Origin of the sequence: uncultured Kordia sp. (genome assembly GCF_947489565.1) — a bacterium.
GTDB lineage: Bacteria > Bacteroidota > Bacteroidia > Flavobacteriales > Flavobacteriaceae > Kordia.
In genome coordinates, this window is the sequence record NZ_CANLEA010000012.1 from 69,731 (window position 1) to 89,435 (window position 19,705).

A 19,705-nucleotide genomic window follows, 5' to 3' on the forward strand; every position below is an offset into this window, starting at 1 on the left:
TCAACTCGAATAGATGCTTCCTTTTAATTATTCGTGTATTTTTGCGGAGTACAATTTTGGAATCGATTAAACCTTTTGTACTTTTTCACAGTCTAAAAATCTTAAATATACACTCATGAAAAAAATCATTATTGCTTTTGTTGGATTATTGATGTTAAATTCTTGCGCAGAATTACAGCAAGTTGTGAGCCAATTGCCACAAGGTGGAACACTAGGAAATGCTGATATTGCAGCAGGATTACGTCAGGCATTGGACTTTGGAATTGAGAAACAAGTGTCAAAATTGACCATTAAAGACGGTTTTTATGGCAATAGCCTTGTAAAGATTTTGATGCCGCAAGAATTGCAAAAAGTAGACAAAGCTTTGCGTGATGTTGGTTTGGGAAGTTTAGCAGATGATGGAATTAAAATGCTGAATAGAGCTGCTGAAGATGCCGTAAAAGAAGCAACTCCAATTTTTGTAAACGCAGTAAAAGACATTACGTTTGCAGATGCTAAAAATATTTTATTAGGACAAGATAATGCCGCTACTCAGTATTTGGAAGGAAAAACAACAAGTGCTTTGTATGGTAAGTTTCAACCTGTAATTCAGAATTCTTTTGGAAAGGTTGGTGCTGATCGTATTTGGGCAAATTTGATCAATAATTATAATAAAATTCCTTTTGTAAATAAGGTAAATCCAGATTTAACGGATTATGTAACTACTGAAGCTTTGAAAGGTGTTTATAGAATGATTGCTGTTGAAGAGAAAGAAATTCGTAACAAAGTAGGTTCAAGAACAACTGATTTGTTGAGAAAAGTTTTTGCTTTACAGGATTAATTTGTTCCCATCTCGACTGCGCTCGATGTGACAGTTGTTTAAAATATATAGAAACACCATGATGAAATTTTGATTTTGTGATGGTGTTTTTTTATGGATATTCGTCAATTAAGTTATAGAGTCATTAAAAGTTTTAACTCACAAATCTTTCCCAAAATCCAGACAAAAACCTAGCAAAATCAACTATAATTTCGTATATTGATAGTATTACTATTAATTTTACTTTATGGAAAACGTACGGATATATACAAGCAATGTTCAAATAGATATTATGGATGCTAAAAACATCTTGCATCAGGCAGGAATTAATTACTTTGAAATCAATAAAATGGATACCGCACACGCTGGAATTTTAGGTGGCACCGTTGATTTACATGTAGCAGAAGGAGATGTAGAAAAAGCATTGAAATTACTCGCCGACTTGAAATAAAGCGCATGAAACTACGAATCAGTCGTTGGATTTTTCTCGCCCTTATCGTTTCTTCCTTCTTTTTTATGGTGTACGGAAGACATGTTGGTGGTCCATGGGTTTTGTTTGAATTTTTTATATTTCTCAACCTTCCCGAAATAATACAACGTGGCGACTTTATAAATTTTCTGCCCTTTTTAGTGGTGCTAACTGGGCAATTACTCTTTTTATTCTTAGGATTGAAAACAGTTTCAGGTACTAAATTGTGGCTATTATTAATAGCGCCGCTGCTCGTTACAATTCCATTACTTATCGCGTTAACAGAGATGGTTGAGTTTCAAAGGCAAACCACTATTTCTGCAATTCCATTTTTGGTGATGGTTGTGGTTTTTTATGTAGAATGTATTTTTAAGCTTACAAAAAGTAAGCAAATTGATTCGTTTTAAAAGTCAATTTATACCTTATGACTAATCGCACATCAAGGTTATAATGAGTTAAATTCTTCCAAAGCATATACAATTCGTAGACAGCGTACTTATTTTACTCTCTGAATGTTCACTTCTTGCAAATTATTCTCTAAATTTCTATTGAAATTAACTACCAAAGAGAACTTTCTATGCAAAGACATCTTGAAACTACTGTACAGAAGAAACAGCTTTCTGCGGCACATAGTGTTCCTAAAAAAGGAACTACAAAGCCTGTTTTTCAGTTGGTAGATAATAGAGCATCTTCCATCGTTCAGAAAAAATTATATCAACAAAAATATAACAATCAAATTGTTCAACGACAAGTAGTTCAATTGGTCAGAGGTCCTAAATATGGAGATTCTGCAAAATTGGCAAGAGAACGTTTTAAAAGAGGTGGCGGAAAAAGAATAAAAGGAGTTGCCTTTAAAAGATGGAAACGCGGACGAGAAGCACAACATTTAATTCCGGCACAAGTATGTAGAGATTACGGAATCCCTAAAGCTTGGGCAAATAGCGCTGTGAATGGAATGATGCTACCTTCTGGAAGACGCAGAACGAACCATTTACGTTTAAAACATTTGGATAAAGGAAAAATGCATCATATAAAAGGTGGTGGAAGTCATCCAAATTATAATAAGTATGCTTTTAAGCTTGCAAGACAATACAAATGGAGAAAAGGGAAAGTAACCAGAGCACAGTTTGACAGACTTACAGGTGTTTTAAGGAAACAGAATAGACCCAAAAGATCTGGTGCTGCAAGTGGATTTATTGATGATTTAAGATAATTAATAAACTCCGTGTTTTCCCCCTTTTCCGCTCTGCTTAATTTTTAGTACTTTGTTATCACGAAAAAAAGCTATTACCATGGAATGTTCAAATTTGCTCGAAGCAGCGTTAAAAAAAGGAAATATCAATCAGTCCTTATTTAGAGGATCAAACGATAAAGTTTTAATCACTGATTTGCAACGAACGCTTTTCGAATTGGGTTTTCGAAAAGAGTTGAAATGGGATAATTACCAAGCCGACGGTGATTATGGAAGAGCTACTACCGCAGCTGTAGCCGCTTTTGCGAAAAGAAACGGACATCATAGTCAAGGAGATGCTGTTACGGATGATTTGGCAAAGTTGATATTACAACGACACGATTTTCTACCTGAAATGTACGTATTGTGGCAAATACATACTTCCGATTTGCGTACTAAAAAATATATTTCTAAAGGAACGAAGATGAGCATTACCGCAATTCAAGTATTTCTAAATACAGAAGGTTATGGAGAACAATTGAATTTTGCAAAGTTTGGTGCCGATGGTTTTTACGGAAATAGCACGCGAAACGCTGTGATGAAATATGCAAGCGATCATGGAATTCAATCGGATGGCGATTTGTTAACACGACCATTAATCAATCAGTTTTTAAAAGATATTAATCAATATTACGGAAGTAAATGGAGTGATTTGGCTTCTAAAAATTTACCGAACAAAAAATCGCCTTTAGTACTGTTTGAAGCTTCTAATTTTTCTGGAAAACCTTGCAGAGCAGATGTACAGTTTGTACCAGCACTCGAAAAAATTAATGGTTACGCAAAGCAAGCCAATGTTTTTGTATACATAACAAGTTCATTCAGAACTACGACCAATGTGCATGGTGCCATTGTAAAGCCCGCTACGTTTTCAAACCATTTGGCAGGACACGGAATTGATATGAATTTACAATATGGAAATGGAAAATGGGCCAATTCTAAAGTATTGACAAAATATCCAAACGTTGACGATCCGGTAAAATACTTTTTAAGCTTAATCATTGACGATCCGGAATTGCGTTGGGGCGGAAATTTCAACACGAAAGATCCTGTTCATATTGACGATCATTTAAACAAAGATCGAGCTGCCTGGAGAAAACGCTATCAAGCTATGCAAGAAGCTGTACAATTAGGAAAAGGATAAATACTATTTCTACAGAAAAAGTACAATTAAAAAAAGCGAACCTAAGTCCGCTGCATGCAATGTTTGATGATGGAACATATTTACAATCTGACAGGTAAACACATACCATCTGGATTTGTCATATAATCGCAATAATAAGTTGGTGTAAATTCACATGGACTCAGTCCTGTTTGATTTGAACTTCCTTTGACATCATTAAAATTAGAAATGGATCTTTTGTTTAATTTTAATGACTTTAAATTCTTTTTTTTCATGGTTATAAGTTTTTAATTCATATACCTAAAGATAAAAAATTAAAGAATGCATTACCATCCAAAAAACTCAATAACAACGTGTTAAACTCTATAACATAGTTGAACTATAGATATATTTGGAAGTAGTTTTGGTGATAATTTTAAAGTTTATTCTTCTTTCACATATAAACCATCAAATACCGTTTTCCATGTTTTTTGATCTCCGGAAGTTTCCCAATGCTGGCGTACAGAACCATTTTCGTTCAATGTCCACGTAACTCTGTTTACATATTTTTGCCCTTTTGGAGATAGTACTTCATCACTAATTAAAATCATTTGGTTTCCTACTCTATTTCCTTTTAGATGCAAATTGCCTCCTTGATTGTCGATCCAGATTTGTTCCCATTGCTTTTTTTGAGCGTTGTAGAAATTATAACTCGTTCCTGTGTAATTAGATTTAGCACTTGTCCAATTTTCACGCAATACACAGTTGTCTTCTATTTTTGTGATGGTATTTTTTCCTGCAAATGTACCATCTGCATTGGTGACTTTCCATGTTCCTATCCAAAAGTCAAAAGCTTGATGATTTTCAGTACAACACGCGCATTTGCTTTGTTGAGCGGTTACTGTATAAGAGAATAATGCAATACAAATGATGAGTATTTTTTTCATAATAGAGGGAATTGATTTGTACTATTGAAGATACCATAAATTTTGATGATTTTATAAAAAAACATTTTTTCAACTGATAATCAATTGGTAAACTTTTACAATTCTTAACATTTTTTAATCAATTTCTAATATTCTCTTAACATACAAGTCTAGGTTTTCCACTTATATTTGCAGTGTTGTAATAATCTACTACAACATTTTTGGGTTAGTTAAAAAATAGAAAATCGGGTTTCATTGCCCGATTTTTTTATTGCAATCTTTTGTGAAGTAGCTTGAAATAATCAAAAGCTTTGGCTAGCCGCGAACCATACCAACTAAAATATTCACCATCTACAAATACTGTTTTTGCATGATGTGTACATCTTCCAATTTCAAACGCATGTTCTTCTTTAAACGGATAGGGTTCAGAAGATAACATGACAATATCTGGATCGCCTTGCAAACGTATTTTTTTTAGTTCTACTTCTGGATATCTTCCGTGCGATTCGTAAATGTTTTCAAACTTGCACAGTTTTAGCAAGTAATTGATAAATGTATCCTGTCCAGCAACCATCCACGGTTTACGCCAGATAAAGTATGCTACTTTTTGCACAGGAATGTCCTGTACAAAATGCTGAAAATCTTTTAAATGATATTCAATTTTATCATTGATTTTTGAAGCTTCTGTATTGCATTTAAACATTGTTCCGTATTGTGTAATCATTTCCAACGATTCGGAAATGTTTTTTACGTCTGAAACATGTACAGGAAATAACGCTTCTAATTGAGTTACAATTTCTTTTGTGTTTTCTTCTTTGTTACAAAGAATGATGTCTGGCTGCAGTTCTTTTATTTTATCAATTTTGATGTTCTTTGTACCGCCGACAATCGTTTTGGTACTTTTTAAGTGATACGGATGCACACAAAACTTTGTAATACCTACAATGCTATCTTCCAAACCTAAATCATACAACAACTCCGTTTGCGATGGCACCAACGAAATGATTCGTTTTGGTGTTTTTTCTAACGTAAATTGTCGTTGCATTTGGTCTGTAAATTCCATCAAGCTAAAATGATTTAGGAATTTAAAATTGTTTCCATTTGCGATTGTAATTCTTGTGCTTTGTTCGCTGCTGCTGAAGCAAAATCGTCTCCGTTGGAAGCATATATAATTCCGCGAGAAGAATTGATTAAAAGTCCAACGTTTTCTGTCATTCCATATTTGCAAACTTCTTGTAAATTCCCGCCTTGAGCGCCCACACCAGGAACTAATAAAAAGCTTTCTGGAATAATTTCACGAATTTCTCCTAAAAATGAAGCTTTGGTTGCACCAACCACATACATTAAGTTTTTACTATTTTCCCACGTTTTAGAAATCTCTAATACATGTTTGTAAACTTCTTTGTCATCTATCATTTTTGTTTGAAAATCAAATGCACCTTGATTTGAAGTCAATGCCAATAGAATGGTATGCTTACCTTCAAAAGCTAGAAAAGGTTCTACAGAATCTTTCCCCATATATGGCGCTATTGTAATGGAATCGAATGCCAAGTCTTCAAAAAAGGCTTTCGCATACATGTTTGAAGTATTTCCAATATCTCCACGTTTTGCATCGGCAATGGTGAAAATTTCTGGATGATTTGTATTTAGATACTGAATTGTTTTTTCCAACGCTTTCCAACCTTTGATTCCGTAAGCTTCATAAAACGCTATATTTGGTTTGTATGCTACTGCTAAATGGTGCGTTGCGTCAATAATTGCTTTGTTAAATTCAAAAATCGGATCGTCTGTTTCCAATAAGAATGCTGGAATCTTCTCTAAATCTACATCCAATCCAATGCATAAAAACGATTTCTTTTTGTGAATTTCTGCAATTAGTTGTGTTGTTGTCATTTTTTGGTGTTGGGTTTTGGGTCTTGGGTTTTAGGCTTTGGATATTTGGGTTCTTGCGTACTTTGTCAAAGCATTAATTCTTTTTTGTAAAATATTAATCTTTTCTATAATTGACTCTCCTTCATCCTTAGTAAAATAACCAAGTTCTATACATATAATAATTTGTGTTTCTACTTCAAAAGAAGATCCTAAGCTTATTTTTAAAAACCTAATAAATTCTTTCTGTGAGTCTTTTGCACAACCTTCTGCTATATTAGAAGGAATTGATATTACAGCTCTTGAAAGTTGCGAATACAAACCAAACTTTTCAGTATTTGGCAACTTTTTTATTAATTTGTAAACTATTGTTACTACCTCAATAGCATCATTCCATATTTCTAGTTTTCGAAAATTTCTAATAATAATTTAAATATTAGAGCATTTCGAGGGTATTTTCTACAAATTCAAGTATACGATAGGTTTTCATCTAAAGGCCAAGACCTAAAATCTAAGACCTAAGACCAAAAAAACTAACAACTATATCAAAGTTCACTTGACTCCTTGAGTTTCTGCGTGTTCTCTACAAGCATCAATTCGTCCAAGATCTTTTGGATGTCTCCGTTGATAATGTTTGATAAATCGTATAATGTTAATCCAATTCTGTGATCGGTTACACGTCCTTGCGGGTAGTTATATGTTCTAATTTTAGCACTTCTGTCTCCTGAAGAAACCATGCTTTTACGACGTGCAGAATCGGCAGCTAACTTTTTCTCCAATTCCTTTTCGTATAAACGAGAACGCAATACTTTTAAGGCCTTTTCTAAGTTTTTGTGTGACGATTTTTGATCTTGACAACTTACTACCAATCCTGATGGTCCGTGATGTAAACGAATTGCAGAATACGTTGTATTAACCGATTGTCCTCCTGGACCTGTAGATGTGGTACGTTCAATACGAACATCGTTCATATCTAATTCTACATCAAATTCTTCGGCTTCTGGCAATACCATTACGGTAGCTGCACTTGTGTGTACACGACCTTGAGTTTCCGTTTGTGGTACACGTTGTACACGATGTACACCAGCTTCAAACTTCATAGTTCCGTAAACATCTTCACCAGATACTTCAAAAATAATTTCTTTAAATCCACCTGAAGTTCCTTCGCTATAATCTACAACACTTACATTCCAGCCGCGACCTTCACAGTATTTTGTATACATACGGTGTAAATCTCCTGCAAAAATACTAGCTTCATCTCCACCAGTTCCGGCACGAACTTCAACAACGACATTCTTACTATCTTCAGGGTCTTTCGGAATTAATAAGAATTTGATTTCTTCTTCTAGTATTGGCAAAGCTTCTTTCGCTTCATCCAATTGCATTTTAGCCATTTCTACCATTTCAGCATCACTTCCATCTGAAATAATTTCTTCTGCCTCAGCAATATTATCTACAAGTTCTTTGTATACTTCTCTTTTTTCAACAAGTATCTTAAGATCTTTATATTCTTTGTTTAGTTGTACGTATCTTTTTTGATCAGAAATAATGTCTGGTTGAATGATTAAATCATTCACCTCATCAAAACGCTGCTTTACTATTTGTAACTTTTCTAACATGTAACTTCTCTTTTCAGGTTTGCAAATTTACAATTTTTATTGATTGTTTGTAGTTTTCTCCTAGACTTCTAAAACATGTATACGAATGTATCAAATTTCTGTTTATTTATACAGACTTATCTTACTTCGAAATTAATGCTCCAAAAACATATGATTGTAAAACACCAGAACCTGCATTCTGAATCAAAAAAAAACACATAACTACTTAATTTCCAACAGAAAGTAATACTATATTCTTTCTAGCAAACATTACCATTTTTACGGAATTTCCATCGAAAAAGTTTACAGTTTCTTAGTAGTTTTATAGTTTAACTAAAAACTTATATATCATGAAAAAAAAGAAAGTAAATTTGAAACAACTAGCTTTAAAAAAGTCTAGAGTAGCTTCTTTAGAGTCAAACAGTGTTACTGGAGGATTCATATCATGGACAGGGACAGCAGAACCATGTTTTTCTGATTATGGTTGTGGAACAATTTTTGGGTGTAACCAAACAAATGCTTGTCCAACAGCAGGTTGCCCACCACAAACGCAAAATTGTCCAACAAATGGTTGTCCACCAGCGACACAAAATTGTCCACCAGCAACACTTTTATGTAATTCTCACTCAGTATGTCCTCCAGGAGTATATTGTTACTAGACCTTTTTTACATAAAAATACAAACGAAAGCTTTCAGAAATTCTGGAAGCTTTTTTGTTTAATATTGTTTTGAGAACCTACTTTTATTACGGACTTGCCATCGATGAAACCTATAACTTCTTATTATTTTTGTGTCGTTAACCACAAACTTATATATCATGAAAAAAAAGCAAGTAAATTTAAGACAATTGGCTTTAAAAAAGTCTAGAGTAGCTTCTTTAGAATCGGACAATTTAACAGGAGGAACTAGTGGATGGACAACTGGTGGATTCCAGTCTTGGACAGGAACTGCAGAACCATGTTTTACTGATTTTGGCTGTAACCCAACTAATGGATGTATCACAGTAAATTGCCCTCCACAAACACAAAATTGTCCAACAAACGGATGTCCTCCTCCAACAAATGGATGTGGATCTAATATTGGGTGTAATTCAGATTCTGTTTGCCCTCCAGGGATTCAGTGCTACTAAGCATACAATTTTTAACAACATTTTTAAAGGCTTTCAGGTATCTGAGAGCCTTTTTTATACCAACTATTTTCATTTTTATACCATCTATACAGTAATGTTTTGATTTCTTTATTTAGCTGTTACATTTTGCTAGTTTTGAGAAGTATTCAACTTAAAATTATAATCATGAAAAAACAAAAAGTATCATTGAAAAAGCTTCAACTTTCTAAGTCAAAAGTTTCTCAATTAAACACAAATGACATTGTTGGTGGCGGCACTAATTTTTGCGTCACAGTTTTTGCTTGTTATGACACATTTGATTGCGTTTTACCAACTTTTGACTGTGATTCTTTCACATGCATAACAGTAGCTTGTCAATCGACTGCATGTCCAACATTTGTATGCTAAGAGCTTTTTTTACAGATTAAAAAAAGGCTTTCAAATAGTATTGAAAGCCTTTTGTATTTTTTTTGAATGTTTTGTGATTAAAATACACGCACAATATTAAATCCGAAGAAAATATCTCCATCTCCCCAATCGCCTTCAGCATAGCTCAAGAATCCTGGTTCGTTAGTTGATTGTGCATTGGAGAATAGCAATTGAAATACGTGTCCTCCAGTTTCAATATCTACACCAATGGTCAACGGATTTCTAAACGCTGTTCCATCTGCTCTACTGAAATTGTACACATAGTCCATGTTGATAGACATACGTTTGCTTATTTTTAAACGTCCTCCTGCTCCCATGGCAAATTGATCGTGCTTTTGAGCTGCTTCTAGTGTTAAGTTATGACGCACATATGATGGCGCTAGTTCAAACGAAAAGTTATTATTGAATCGACGTGAAATTAATAACTGCGTTGTATAGCTTAAACGATCTGAAAATGTTAAGAACGGGAAACGATCTTTTCGCACTTGCGTGTTTATATTCGCTGTAGCGTATCCTACAAGATTTACAGGAAAATTATCTGATTGACTTTTTATTTTCATTTTTGTAGAAAGCGCGTAGGTTTGTCGTAAAGATTCTCTACTTACTCCAAACTGCCAACCTTCAAAAAGTCCGTATACCAATTGAATTTTTGTGTTTGCATTGTCAAATCCGAAAAACGTAGACAATCCATCATCTAAAGTTCCAAATCGGTGCGATACATATAAATAAAAGTCTCCTTTTGCTCCTACTTTTGTCGATTGTAAGTTACCAATTTTCATGGCTTTGAATGCAGGTGATTCAAATGTTTCTGGCGTTGCTTCACCTTCCAACTCGTCTAGTAAATCATCTTGTGCCTGCAATCCTATGCTGAACAAACAGCATAATGCTAGTATATAATAGTGTTTCATTTATGTTATTTTTTAAGAATGATTGCTTTGTCAAGTTTCAATTCTTCTAGGATTTCATCATACCCGATAATTCTACCCTTTATATTAATTTTTTGTCCTTCTTTTAAGGCATCAGTTTTTGTTCCTTCTTCCAATTGGAAATAGATGCTTCCGTTTACGGTAACACCTTTTAGGTCTTTTCCACTAATGACACCTGTGAGTTCAACTACTTTATTACCTCCTGTAGTCCATTCATCTGCATTGGCTTCTATTTTGGTTAAAAACTCTTGTGAGTTTCCTTTAAAAGCGACTTCCATATCATTAATGGATTGATGCGATTGGTATAGGTAGAAGTATCCACCAACAAGTACAGCAGCGATGGCTACTAGGGCAATAATTATTCTTTTTTTACTTTTTTTCGACAAGCTCATAATTCATGGTGATGTTAATTTCTTTTGCTATTTTTTCGCGTACAATACTTGGAATTTCAATTCCAAATTCTTGTGGTTTTACAGAAAGCGCCGATGTTACTATTATTTTGTCTCCATCTTTAGATATGTTGGCTGTTGTTGAAACGTTTTTAGTTTCTCCTCTTACTGTTAAGACTCCAGATAGTTTGTATTCTTTGGCTGTACTTGATAAGTCAGACATATTGAAACCTTCTAATTTCCCTTTGAATGTAGCTTTTGGAAACTTATCAGAATCCATGTAGTTTTCATTAAAGTGTTCTTCCATCAACGCCACTTTGAAGTGAAATGATTTGATAAATAATAACGCTGCAAATTCACCTGAGTCTGATTTTAAAAGAGCCGTAGTACTATTGCTTTTTGCTTCTACAGGCTCAAATGCTGCTACAGAAGCTTTAAAATCTGTTTCTCCGGTTTTTGTGTAATATTTTTGTGCTGCAACGGTTCCGACCGCTAGAAACATGCACATGTATAGTATTTTTTTCATATTGTTTATGTATTGTTTTATTAGGTGTTTTTTTAGTTTTCTAGATATCCATCAGCAACCCATTGGTCAATAATTTGACGTGTTTCTGGAGGAAGTTGTCCTGATGGAGGCATTGGATTTGAAGCGTTGTTTACACGATTCAATAAGTTTCCTTGTTCTGCGGCAGCTCTTACATTGGCATAGCCCGTAAGCTGCAATCCTGCATTTGCATTAGGTCCACTATGGCAACCTACACAATTTGTGTTGATAATAGATGCTACATCATCATCATACGTGACCACCTCAACAATTGGCGGCAAATCTGTAATGTCACCTTCGTCAATGGTATTTGTTGTACAGTTGTAAAGTGTGACAACAATTAACGACATAGTTACTAAAGTTAATTTTCGATACATTGTTTTAAATTTAATTCTTAATTTACGTTTATGATACTTTTTCCAAATCAAACGCTTTCTTGCAGGTTTCCTATTTAACTAATTTGTTATGAAATTTAACCTATTAGCTACATTTATACAATCTTCACGAATCATTTAGAAGTGTTATAAATAAACAACGGTTTTGCCTATAACTCCTAAATAAATCCCTTGAAACGGAAATATTAGCCTTAAAAAGGAACTTTCACCTTCTTTTTTGTTGTTATTCTTTTTCAGTGTTTACAGTACCTTTGCGGCGAATGCTTCTATTTTTAGTGCAAATGGCAGTTTACAAAGTAAAAGTATGATTCTTTTGTTCTTTTGACTGTAACGATACCGTTTTTTACTAGTATTTTTCCGACATTATGACGCTTTTTTACAAGCAGCTTCAACATTTACAAACGTCAAATAACTGCAAAATACTACTTTGAGTTGAATACTTCCGTAGGTCGTATTCCGAATTCTTTTTTGAAACATTTTGAAAAATACGATGGACTCGAAAATCCAAATTTAAATGCAATTTCGGCAACTGTTTCATTGTTGTTCAATAATGCTGTTCTGGCTTTATTCAGTCGAACAAACATTATTAATTGACTTGGTGACTTGCTTGTTGTCTCTTTGATTCGTCGTTGTAATTTTCGTTCACTTACGCCCGTTTCTTTCGTTAACATTTCTACACCAAACGCATTATTGTCTATATGTTCATTAATGATTTTGAGAACATCTTCTAAAAATGAATCGTATTTAGAGAAGCCATAAGGGAACGATATTTTTTCGTCTGTATTTGATTTATCCGTAACATGATACAGTTTACAAAGTTTGTGCGTTTTGTAGGTTAGTATTGATGTTTCTTTTGAAAAATTGAAGGCAACTCCCGAAAGTAAATGTTTGATGGCTTGTGTCACTAAAATTTTATTCGGTTTTATGAGTGATAAAATAGACGCAATCATATAATTGTCTCTTTCATTTAAAGGATCATCGTGATTTTTGGCACTTTCTTTCATGTAAATTCCTGCTGAAAAAGGAATTTCTTTTGCCTTAAAATCATTGAGTAAGCTTATTCCTGCTGTGATCGCTTTGCTAGGCACTTCAAAAGCAACTGTAAAAAACTTTTTGTCATAATTGACAATGGTACCTCCGTTTTGAGTGACAACTTTTTCTAGTATTTGTGATGGTATGCTAAAGTTAGAAGCTGTAATAATGTGTCCGAATAAAATGGTGGACAGTCTTTTTTTGTAACTACCATCAGATGAAGGAAGTTCTCGAATGAATGTTTTCATTTCCGATAGTACTTCTTGAGTATTTCCTGCCCAAAAAAGATGATCGTTTCCATCAAACTCTACAAATTTGGAACCTTTGATACGTGCTGCAATAAATTTTCCTTCTTCAATTTTTACATCAATATCATTGGTACGCTGCATCAATAACGTTGGCACTTTTATATAACTCAGAATATCAATGATGTTTACCTGCGTGTTCATTTTGGTAAGTTTCATTGCTGCTCTAGGACTTGCGCCAGATCGGAAGTAACTTGCCAACCAATTCATAAACTGTCTGTCATTGGCTTTGGAAGGAACGAGCGATTCTAAGTTCATTTCACCACTTCCCCAATTGTGTTCAATCATATCATACACCTTTTGGCGTTCTTCGTCGGTTGGCGCCCAAGGATAATCTTCTGAATATCTACGTTTTGCAAAAATTCCAAAAGTGATCAACGCAATCACTCGATTTGGATAGGTGGCGCTGAATAAAGCCGAAACGCTTCCGCCTTCTGAATGTCCAAAAAGAATGGCTTTTTTAGAATTCGTAGCATCCATAACGGCTTTGATATCTTCCATGCGTTCTTCCAGTGTAGAAAGTTCTACAATACGATCTGAAAGTCCTGTACCTCTTTTATCAAAAAGAATAATACGTACTACTTTGCTTAATTCCTGAAAAAAGTCAACCAATTCTGGACAAGCCCACATCCAATCAATATTGGAAATCCAGCCCGGAATATAGACCAAGTCAATAGGTCCATTGCCAAATACTTGATAGGCAATATTTAGATTACCACTTTTTGTATATTGTATTTTAGGAATCATACTTCTATTGAATTCTATTCATTTAAAAGTCAAAATGCGGTTAGCTTAGCAACTAATTAATAAACCATATTAATAAATAAACTTCTATGACAAAATTTAATACTTAAAATTTACATAAAAAATGACATTCAACTTCATTTTTACACAAAAATTATTTGCAATTGTTTGCTTGCCGTCAATTTTGAAAGTAGTACGTACTTAGTTTTGAGTTTACTACTATTTTCGGGTTAGTTTTACTGTTTTACTGGCATCATTACTGTATAATTTCATAAGATACATTCCACTCTGTAGATGGCTCACATTTATACGTTCTAAATTATTTTTTTTCGATAGTATCAATTGTCCATTTATGGTATATACTTCTACTTTAATAATTGGCGTTTCTGCACTTTTAATCGTTACCATATCTACTGCTGGATTTGGATAGACCGAAAAGTTTTCAAGTTGTTTGTCAGCTACCGAAAGTGTTGAAAAATCAAACGTAGACGTTCCTGATAATCCAGAAGCATTTGGATCTACCACATTGGCAAATGCAGCCGATCCATCATCAATCATATCTGCTTGCATGAAGCTTTTTAAAGGTGTTACCGTTGTTGCTAAGGCAGAATCGTTTGCTAATATTTCTAAAATTCCGCTTGTTGGCGAACCATTTATTTGAATCGTAACCATAGGCGCTGTTGTTCCAGCAGATGGTGCTGGCAATGAAGCCGGACTTCCTAAGGTTTCTGTAATTAAATAGCCATCCAGTGTTGGTTGTGCTACATTAGTTCCATCAAAAAAAGTAGCACTCGCTGCTCCGCCTAAAGAAGATGTTACTGTTGCTGTGACTCCATCTGGGACAATAATTGTAAATCCATAACTCTGCACAGATGTAGCAAAATTAGATGCGCTTGCATTCGGTACGGCTCCAATTGAAAAACTATAATTTCCATTGTCAATTAGTGTATACGTATAGCCATCTTGCGCATTTACTTGTAGTGTAAACAGGCAATAAATTGCCATACAAATGTTGGTAAAGGTAATTTTGTTCATAATATTCATATTTAGTTTTCTGATAATTAGTTTTCTGGTAATTGTTCTTGTATTTGAAAAGTACTAAAGTTTAAAAAGTTCCCTGGATGTGCTAGTACGTTTTGTAAGATGAGTGGTGAATCTGCTGATCCGCCTTCGTATTGTGTAGTACCACTCATATTTACATCATTGTCATTATATCCGTTGATGATAAATGTGGAAAAGTTCAAAAAGTTTCCTGGATCGTTTAAAGCGGCTGATAAGATAGCTGTCGTATCTGGTGTTGCGCCTAAATATTGTACAATAATGTCTCCATTTACATTTCCAGACCACATTCCTACAGTATCGACTGGCATTCCTGCAGCTGTTTGCGCATTGACTCCAAAAGTTATTTGGTTGGTTGCATCCGTAAAATCTATATTTACACGACTTCCATCTAGTTGCAATACTGTACTCGTCATGATTCCAAGGTGGTTTCTATGTGTAATTGCTACAAAATAATTGTCTACTGGTGCTGTAAATTGTAAAATTCCAAGTCCGTTTACATCTACAATATCTCCGTCACGTTGTAATAATGCTGATCTACTTTCTACAACGGTTGTATTATTTGAAGCATCTCGTAATTCTACAAAAACCCAATCGACAATAGCGTCGTTTCCAGTTTTGTTGAATACAGATGCATTGCATGTAATGCCATCTGCATACGGAGAAGTCGTTGGAATGATTCCTGCTACACGCAAATCGTCTCGCATTAGGTCTTCTTCTCCTGTATTTGGACTTAAAGCTGCTCCTTGTAAAAATACTTTCGGTTCTACAATCACGGTTCCTTGTTCTATAATCGATTTAAAACCTGTCCAACCTGCATTTAAATAAATTTGTCTTGTTCCTTGTGGGATAAATAAATCTGTTTTCGTTCTATCGCCAAAAGTTCCACCATTTACAGTTGCTGGATTTACACTTTCTGAAATAATTTCTGTTAAACCAGTGATGAAAAAAGCTTCTGAACCAATTGAGGTTACACCTGCAGGAATAGTTACACTTAGTAAGTTGATATTATTTCGAAATCCTCTAAATTCAATTGTAGTTAAGGTACTTGGTAAACTTATAGTACGTACACTTCTGTTTCTAAAAGCAGAGTTTCCAATAGTAGTAATTATAAAATCCAATCCGCCTTTTGATAAGAGTTCTGGGAAAATAAAGTCTCCATTCGGTACATCACCGTTTCTCGCAACTGCACTGAGTGTATTTGGTGAAAGTGTGAGAATTTCATAGCGAATACCATTTACAGTAAATCTATTTCCAATAGCAATACCATTTCCGTTTACCGAGAAGAAACCTGTCCAACCTGCGTTTTCATACGTCGTTTCTGTTCCATTAGGAATCGTCAGACTTATGTTTTCATTTTCGCCAAAAGAATTGGTTTCAATCGTAGCTGGAGTCGTTCCTAAGGCAATGACTTCTTCCAAACTTGTTGTATTAAAAGCATTGGCACCAATAGCAGTTATAGTTGCTGGAAGTGTGACACTCGTAATGTCATCATTTTGAAAAGCACTAGCATTGACACCTGTTACTGAGAATGTAGTTGTGTTAAAAGTAACTTGTTCAGGAATCACCAAATCTCCTGTTACAGAACCACCATCTACAGCTACTTCATTTGGATTGAGCGAAGTGATTTCATACGTTATTCCTCCATCAATAAATGTTGTGCCAATAACTCCATCTGACAGTTGACCATTTACAGTTAAAAATCCTGTCCAACCTGCATTTGTATACGCCGTTTCAGTTCCGCTTGGAATGGTTAAATTAATTACGGATCTATCACCCAAGCTCGAAGCTACAATTGTTGGTGGCGTGGTTGCTAGTACATCCATAGTAGTAAGTGATGTTCCTATAAAAGCATTGCTTCCTATTGATGTAATATTGGCTCCAATAACTACGGAAGTAATTCCTGTATTTTGAAACGCACTATCTATAATTTCAGTGACGTTAAATGTAGTTCCACTAAATGATTCTGTAACGGTAGCTGGGATGACAATATTTTGATTTTGTAATCCATTTGCAATGTCCAATACAGTTACCTCGTTTGGATTTACGGCAATCACTTCGTATTGTAAATCACCTTCTGTAAATCGAGCACCTAGTTGAAATTCGCCATTTACAGATGCAAAACCTGTCCAACCTGCTGCTGTATAATCATCAATGACCGATTGCTGGTTTGGAATGATAGACAAGTTAATGGCACTTCGTCCACCAAAACTATTTGATTCAATAGTTGCTGGCGTAGCACTGTCTGCTGTAATTGAGTTTAATGGATTGCTATTAAAAGCTTCAACACCTATAGTTTGAATATTTGAAGGAATGGTAATAGTTGTTAAAAGATTTTCACTAAAAGTATTTACTTCAATTGTTGAAATAGTTGTCGGAATGGTCACACTTGTCAATTGATTATTACGAAAAGAAAATCCTTGTAATTCTACTAAACTAGCTGGAAAACTAATACTTGTAATTTCATTATCACGAAATGAATCACTTTTAATAGATTGCAAATTCGCAGGAAGCGTTACACTTTGTAAATTATTATTTCGAAATGTTTGCGAGTTGATGACTGTTACACCATCAGGAATGACAATACTTGTCAATTGATTGTTTCTAAACACAGATGAACCAAGTGTTGTTAAATTACTAGGAAGATTCACACTTGTAATTTGATTGTCTAAGAAAGCATCTGTATCAATCGTTTCTACGGTATTTGGTAATACAACCATCATCAAACTATTATCTCTAAAAGCGCCTCTACCAATGGTAATAACACCTGTTGGAATTGTTAGATTACTGATTTGATTGTTACGAAAAGCTTCGCGATCAATAAGATCTACACTTCTAGGAATAGAAATTGTGCTTAATTGATTGTTTATAAAAGCACTCTCACCAATAGTAATTGTTCCATTTGGAATAGCGAGACTTGTTAGTTGATTATTTCGAAAAGCATCATTTCCAATAGTTTCTGGACCAGAATTAAAGGTAATTTGTGTTAAATCGTTATTCAAAAAAGCTCCTTCATTAATCGCAGATACAGAAGCAGGAAATGTGATAGAAATCAGGTTGTTAGCTTCAAAAGAATCTTCACCAATCACTTCTACATTGGTTGGAAGCACAACGCTATTTAGATTTCTACTTCTAAAAGCACGAAATCCAATAGCTGTTACGGTAAATGAAATACTGTTTTTAGTGGTTGTAGAAGGTAATACTAAATCCGTGCCACTTCCGCCACCTCTTAGCTCAACCGTATTGGGATTGACACCGTTAATTCTATAATTGAATCCATCCACAGAAAAATCAGAGCCAATAAAAGGTGTTCCATTAATCGCAAAGAAACCTGTCCAACCGCCATTTACATACGCCGCTTCCGAACCATTAGGTATTGTTAAACTAATATTTCCACGATTTGTGATACTAGTTGTTTCGATTGTAGGAGCAATTACAGCTTGTGAAATTACTTCCACAAGTAAATTATTCGTATTGAAAGCTTCATTGGCAATTGTTGTTAAAGATGCTGGCAATGTAATAGTTGTTAAGTTATTAATTTCAAAAGCCTCTGTACCAATCAATTCCAAATTCGTTGGTAATATTACACTGTTTAAGTTTCTTCCCCTAAAGGCGCGAAATCCAATAACCGTAACCGTAAATGTAATTCCATTTTTTGTAGTTGTAGACGGTAATACAGCATCAGCATCAACTGTTCCTCCTCGTAATTCAACCGTATTAGGATTCACACCATTGATTCTATAATTAAATCCATCCGTAGAAAAATCAGAACCAATAAAAGGTGTTCCATTAATAGAAAAGAAATCTGTCCAACCGCCATTTACATACGCTGCTTCCGATCCGCTTGGCACTGTTAGCGGAATGTTTCCTCTATCTCTAATACTGAGTGTTTCTATTGTAGGCGCTGCGACTGCTTGTGAAATTACTTCTGTAAGCGGATTATCTCGGAACGCTTCATTTCCAATTGTAGTAACAGAAGCTGGAAGTGTAATAGTCGTTAAATTATTAATTTCGAAAGCTTCGTTTTTTATCGTTTCTATTGTATTTGAAAACACAACACTATTGATTCCTGCATTTCTAAACGCTCTAAACCCTACACCAGTAACAGCATACGTATCGCCAAATTGTGGTTCTACAACTGATTCTGGCATTACCACATCAACAATTCCATTTAAACGTCCCGCAACTTCAACTTCTAGCGGATTTTGTGAAGTGACTCTATAGCGTAAATCGCCTACATTAAAAGAACCTCCTATCGGAATTTCTCCATTCACTGTATTAAAACCTGTCCAACCTGCTTGGCGATATGTTTCCTCTAAACCATTTGGAACTATTAAATCTACATTCGTGCGTGTTCCAAAGGAACTGTTACTAATACTAGCTGGTAGCGTTCCTTCAGCAATAATTTCATTTAATCCGCCACCAAAAAAAGCTTCTCCTCCAACAGAAGTCACACTTGCCGGAAGCGTAATGCTCGTTAATCCGCCATTATCTCTAAATGCTCGAAATTTAATCGTTGTAATGGTATTTGGTAAAACAACATTACTCGCACCATTTCTGTAAGCAGAACTACCAATGGTAGTTACGGTATACGTAATTCCATTATCGTTTACAGTGCTTCGAAAAGTAAGCGGACTGCTGCCATCGGTTCCTCCTGTAACCTCAACTTCGTTTGGGTTGGTTGAAATGACGTTATAATTAAATCCATCAACGGTAAATGTTTGTGCAAAACATGTTGTTGCAACACAAAGCAATAGTATGGTAATGATTATTTTTTTCATGA

Annotated in this window: 21 protein-coding genes; 8 read left to right on the top strand and 13 right to left on the bottom strand. The window is 34.7% G+C overall.

The genetic code is table 11. The annotated features are described in order from the left end of the window. The first annotated feature begins 115 nt into the window (after positions 1–115). The 5 genes from Q0845_RS16840 to Q0845_RS16860 all read left to right on the top strand — a co-directional run bounded on the left by Q0845_RS16840 (position 116) and on the right by Q0845_RS16860 (position 3,640). The gene (locus Q0845_RS16840) at positions 116–820 is read left to right on the top strand and encodes a DUF4197 domain-containing protein (protein WP_298515668.1); all 705 of its coding nucleotides are present in this window, start codon (positions 116–118) and stop codon (positions 818–820) included. 226 nt (positions 821–1,046) lie between these two features. Then, positions 1,047–1,250: a DUF2007 domain-containing protein gene (locus Q0845_RS16845; protein ID WP_298515671.1), complete on the top strand. Its 204-nt coding sequence runs from the start codon at positions 1,047–1,049 to the stop codon at positions 1,248–1,250. Between the two features lie 5 nt (positions 1,251–1,255). Further along, positions 1,256–1,675 carry a hypothetical protein gene (locus tag Q0845_RS16850; protein WP_298515674.1) on the top strand — a complete coding sequence of 140 codons (420 nt, stop codon included), beginning with the start codon at positions 1,256–1,258 and terminating at the stop codon, positions 1,673–1,675. Positions 1,676–1,845: 170 nt separating this feature from the next. Beyond that, on the top strand, positions 1,846–2,481 hold the full coding sequence (locus Q0845_RS16855; protein WP_298515676.1) for a hypothetical protein: 636 nt from the start codon (positions 1,846–1,848) through the stop codon (positions 2,479–2,481). A gap of 79 nt (positions 2,482–2,560) precedes the next feature. Beyond that, complete coding sequence (locus tag Q0845_RS16860; RefSeq protein ID WP_298515679.1) at positions 2,561–3,640, top strand: peptidoglycan-binding domain-containing protein; 1,080 nt, start codon at positions 2,561–2,563, stop codon at positions 3,638–3,640. Between the two features lie 80 nt (positions 3,641–3,720). Here Q0845_RS16860 and Q0845_RS16865 read toward each other — a convergent pair whose 3' ends face one another. The 6 genes from Q0845_RS16865 to prfA form a co-directional block, all read right to left on the bottom strand. Then, positions 3,721–3,894 (bottom strand): hypothetical protein, encoded by a 174-nt coding sequence (locus Q0845_RS16865; protein WP_298515680.1) that lies wholly within the window; start codon positions 3,892–3,894, stop codon positions 3,721–3,723. Positions 3,895–4,041: 147 nt separating this feature from the next. Then, complete coding sequence (locus tag Q0845_RS16870) at positions 4,042–4,545, bottom strand: hypothetical protein (protein ID WP_298515683.1); 504 nt, start codon at positions 4,543–4,545, stop codon at positions 4,042–4,044. A 247-nt stretch (positions 4,546–4,792) separates the two neighbouring features. Further along, on the bottom strand, positions 4,793–5,587 hold the full coding sequence (locus Q0845_RS16875) for an ABC transporter substrate-binding protein (protein WP_298515685.1): 795 nt from the start codon (positions 5,585–5,587) through the stop codon (positions 4,793–4,795). A 14-nt stretch (positions 5,588–5,601) separates the two neighbouring features. Further along, a complete protein-coding gene (gene pyrF, locus Q0845_RS16880; protein ID WP_298515687.1) occupies positions 5,602–6,417 on the bottom strand; it encodes an orotidine-5'-phosphate decarboxylase in 816 nt (271 codons plus the stop codon). Positions 6,418–6,447: 30 nt separating this feature from the next. Continuing rightward, a complete protein-coding gene (locus tag Q0845_RS16885) occupies positions 6,448–6,822 on the bottom strand; it encodes a four helix bundle protein (RefSeq protein ID WP_367180682.1) in 375 nt (124 codons plus the stop codon). Between the two features lie 116 nt (positions 6,823–6,938). Continuing rightward, positions 6,939–8,012: a peptide chain release factor 1 gene (gene prfA, locus Q0845_RS16890; protein WP_298515690.1), complete on the bottom strand. Its 1,074-nt coding sequence runs from the start codon at positions 8,010–8,012 to the stop codon at positions 6,939–6,941. Between the two features lie 329 nt (positions 8,013–8,341). Between prfA and Q0845_RS16895 the strand changes: the two genes are divergently transcribed. The 3 genes from Q0845_RS16895 (at position 8,342) to Q0845_RS16905 (ending at position 9,507) form a co-directional block, all read left to right on the top strand. Further along, entirely contained in the window at positions 8,342–8,650 is a 309-nt protein-coding gene (locus Q0845_RS16895) for a hypothetical protein (RefSeq protein ID WP_298515693.1), read from the top strand. Between the two features lie 158 nt (positions 8,651–8,808). After that, positions 8,809–9,120 carry a hypothetical protein gene (locus Q0845_RS16900; RefSeq protein WP_298515695.1) on the top strand — a complete coding sequence of 104 codons (312 nt, stop codon included), beginning with the start codon at positions 8,809–8,811 and terminating at the stop codon, positions 9,118–9,120. A gap of 165 nt (positions 9,121–9,285) precedes the next feature. Further along, on the top strand, positions 9,286–9,507 hold the full coding sequence (locus Q0845_RS16905) for a hypothetical protein (RefSeq protein ID WP_298515698.1): 222 nt from the start codon (positions 9,286–9,288) through the stop codon (positions 9,505–9,507). A gap of 77 nt (positions 9,508–9,584) precedes the next feature. On the opposite strand, the gene Q0845_RS16910 is transcribed toward Q0845_RS16905, so the two are convergent. From Q0845_RS16910 to Q0845_RS16940, 7 genes are all read right to left on the bottom strand, one after another. Then, positions 9,585–10,436, bottom strand: a complete 852-nt coding sequence (locus Q0845_RS16910) for a DUF5777 family beta-barrel protein (RefSeq protein WP_298515700.1) — start codon at positions 10,434–10,436, stop codon at positions 9,585–9,587. 5 nt (positions 10,437–10,441) lie between these two features. Further along, the gene (locus Q0845_RS16915) at positions 10,442–10,846 is read right to left on the bottom strand and encodes a hypothetical protein (protein WP_298515703.1); all 405 of its coding nucleotides are present in this window, start codon (positions 10,844–10,846) and stop codon (positions 10,442–10,444) included. Further along, positions 10,824–11,369 (bottom strand): YceI family protein, encoded by a 546-nt coding sequence (locus tag Q0845_RS16920; protein WP_298515706.1) that lies wholly within the window; start codon positions 11,367–11,369, stop codon positions 10,824–10,826. Before Q0845_RS16920 ends, Q0845_RS16915 begins: the two co-directional genes overlap by 23 nt. A 32-nt stretch (positions 11,370–11,401) precedes the next feature. Continuing rightward, complete coding sequence (locus Q0845_RS16925) at positions 11,402–11,764, bottom strand: cytochrome c (RefSeq protein WP_298515709.1); 363 nt, start codon at positions 11,762–11,764, stop codon at positions 11,402–11,404. A 440-nt stretch (positions 11,765–12,204) separates the two neighbouring features. Beyond that, a complete protein-coding gene (locus Q0845_RS16930) occupies positions 12,205–13,866 on the bottom strand; it encodes an alpha/beta fold hydrolase (RefSeq protein WP_298515712.1) in 1,662 nt (553 codons plus the stop codon). Positions 13,867–14,082: 216 nt separating this feature from the next. Then, positions 14,083–14,898 (bottom strand): T9SS type A sorting domain-containing protein, encoded by an 816-nt coding sequence (locus Q0845_RS16935; protein ID WP_298515715.1) that lies wholly within the window; start codon positions 14,896–14,898, stop codon positions 14,083–14,085. Positions 14,899–14,924: 26 nt separating this feature from the next. Beyond that, positions 14,925–19,703 carry a leucine-rich repeat domain-containing protein gene (locus Q0845_RS16940; RefSeq protein ID WP_298515718.1) on the bottom strand — a complete coding sequence of 1,593 codons (4,779 nt, stop codon included), beginning with the start codon at positions 19,701–19,703 and terminating at the stop codon, positions 14,925–14,927. Positions 19,704–19,705: the final 2 nt, after the last annotated feature.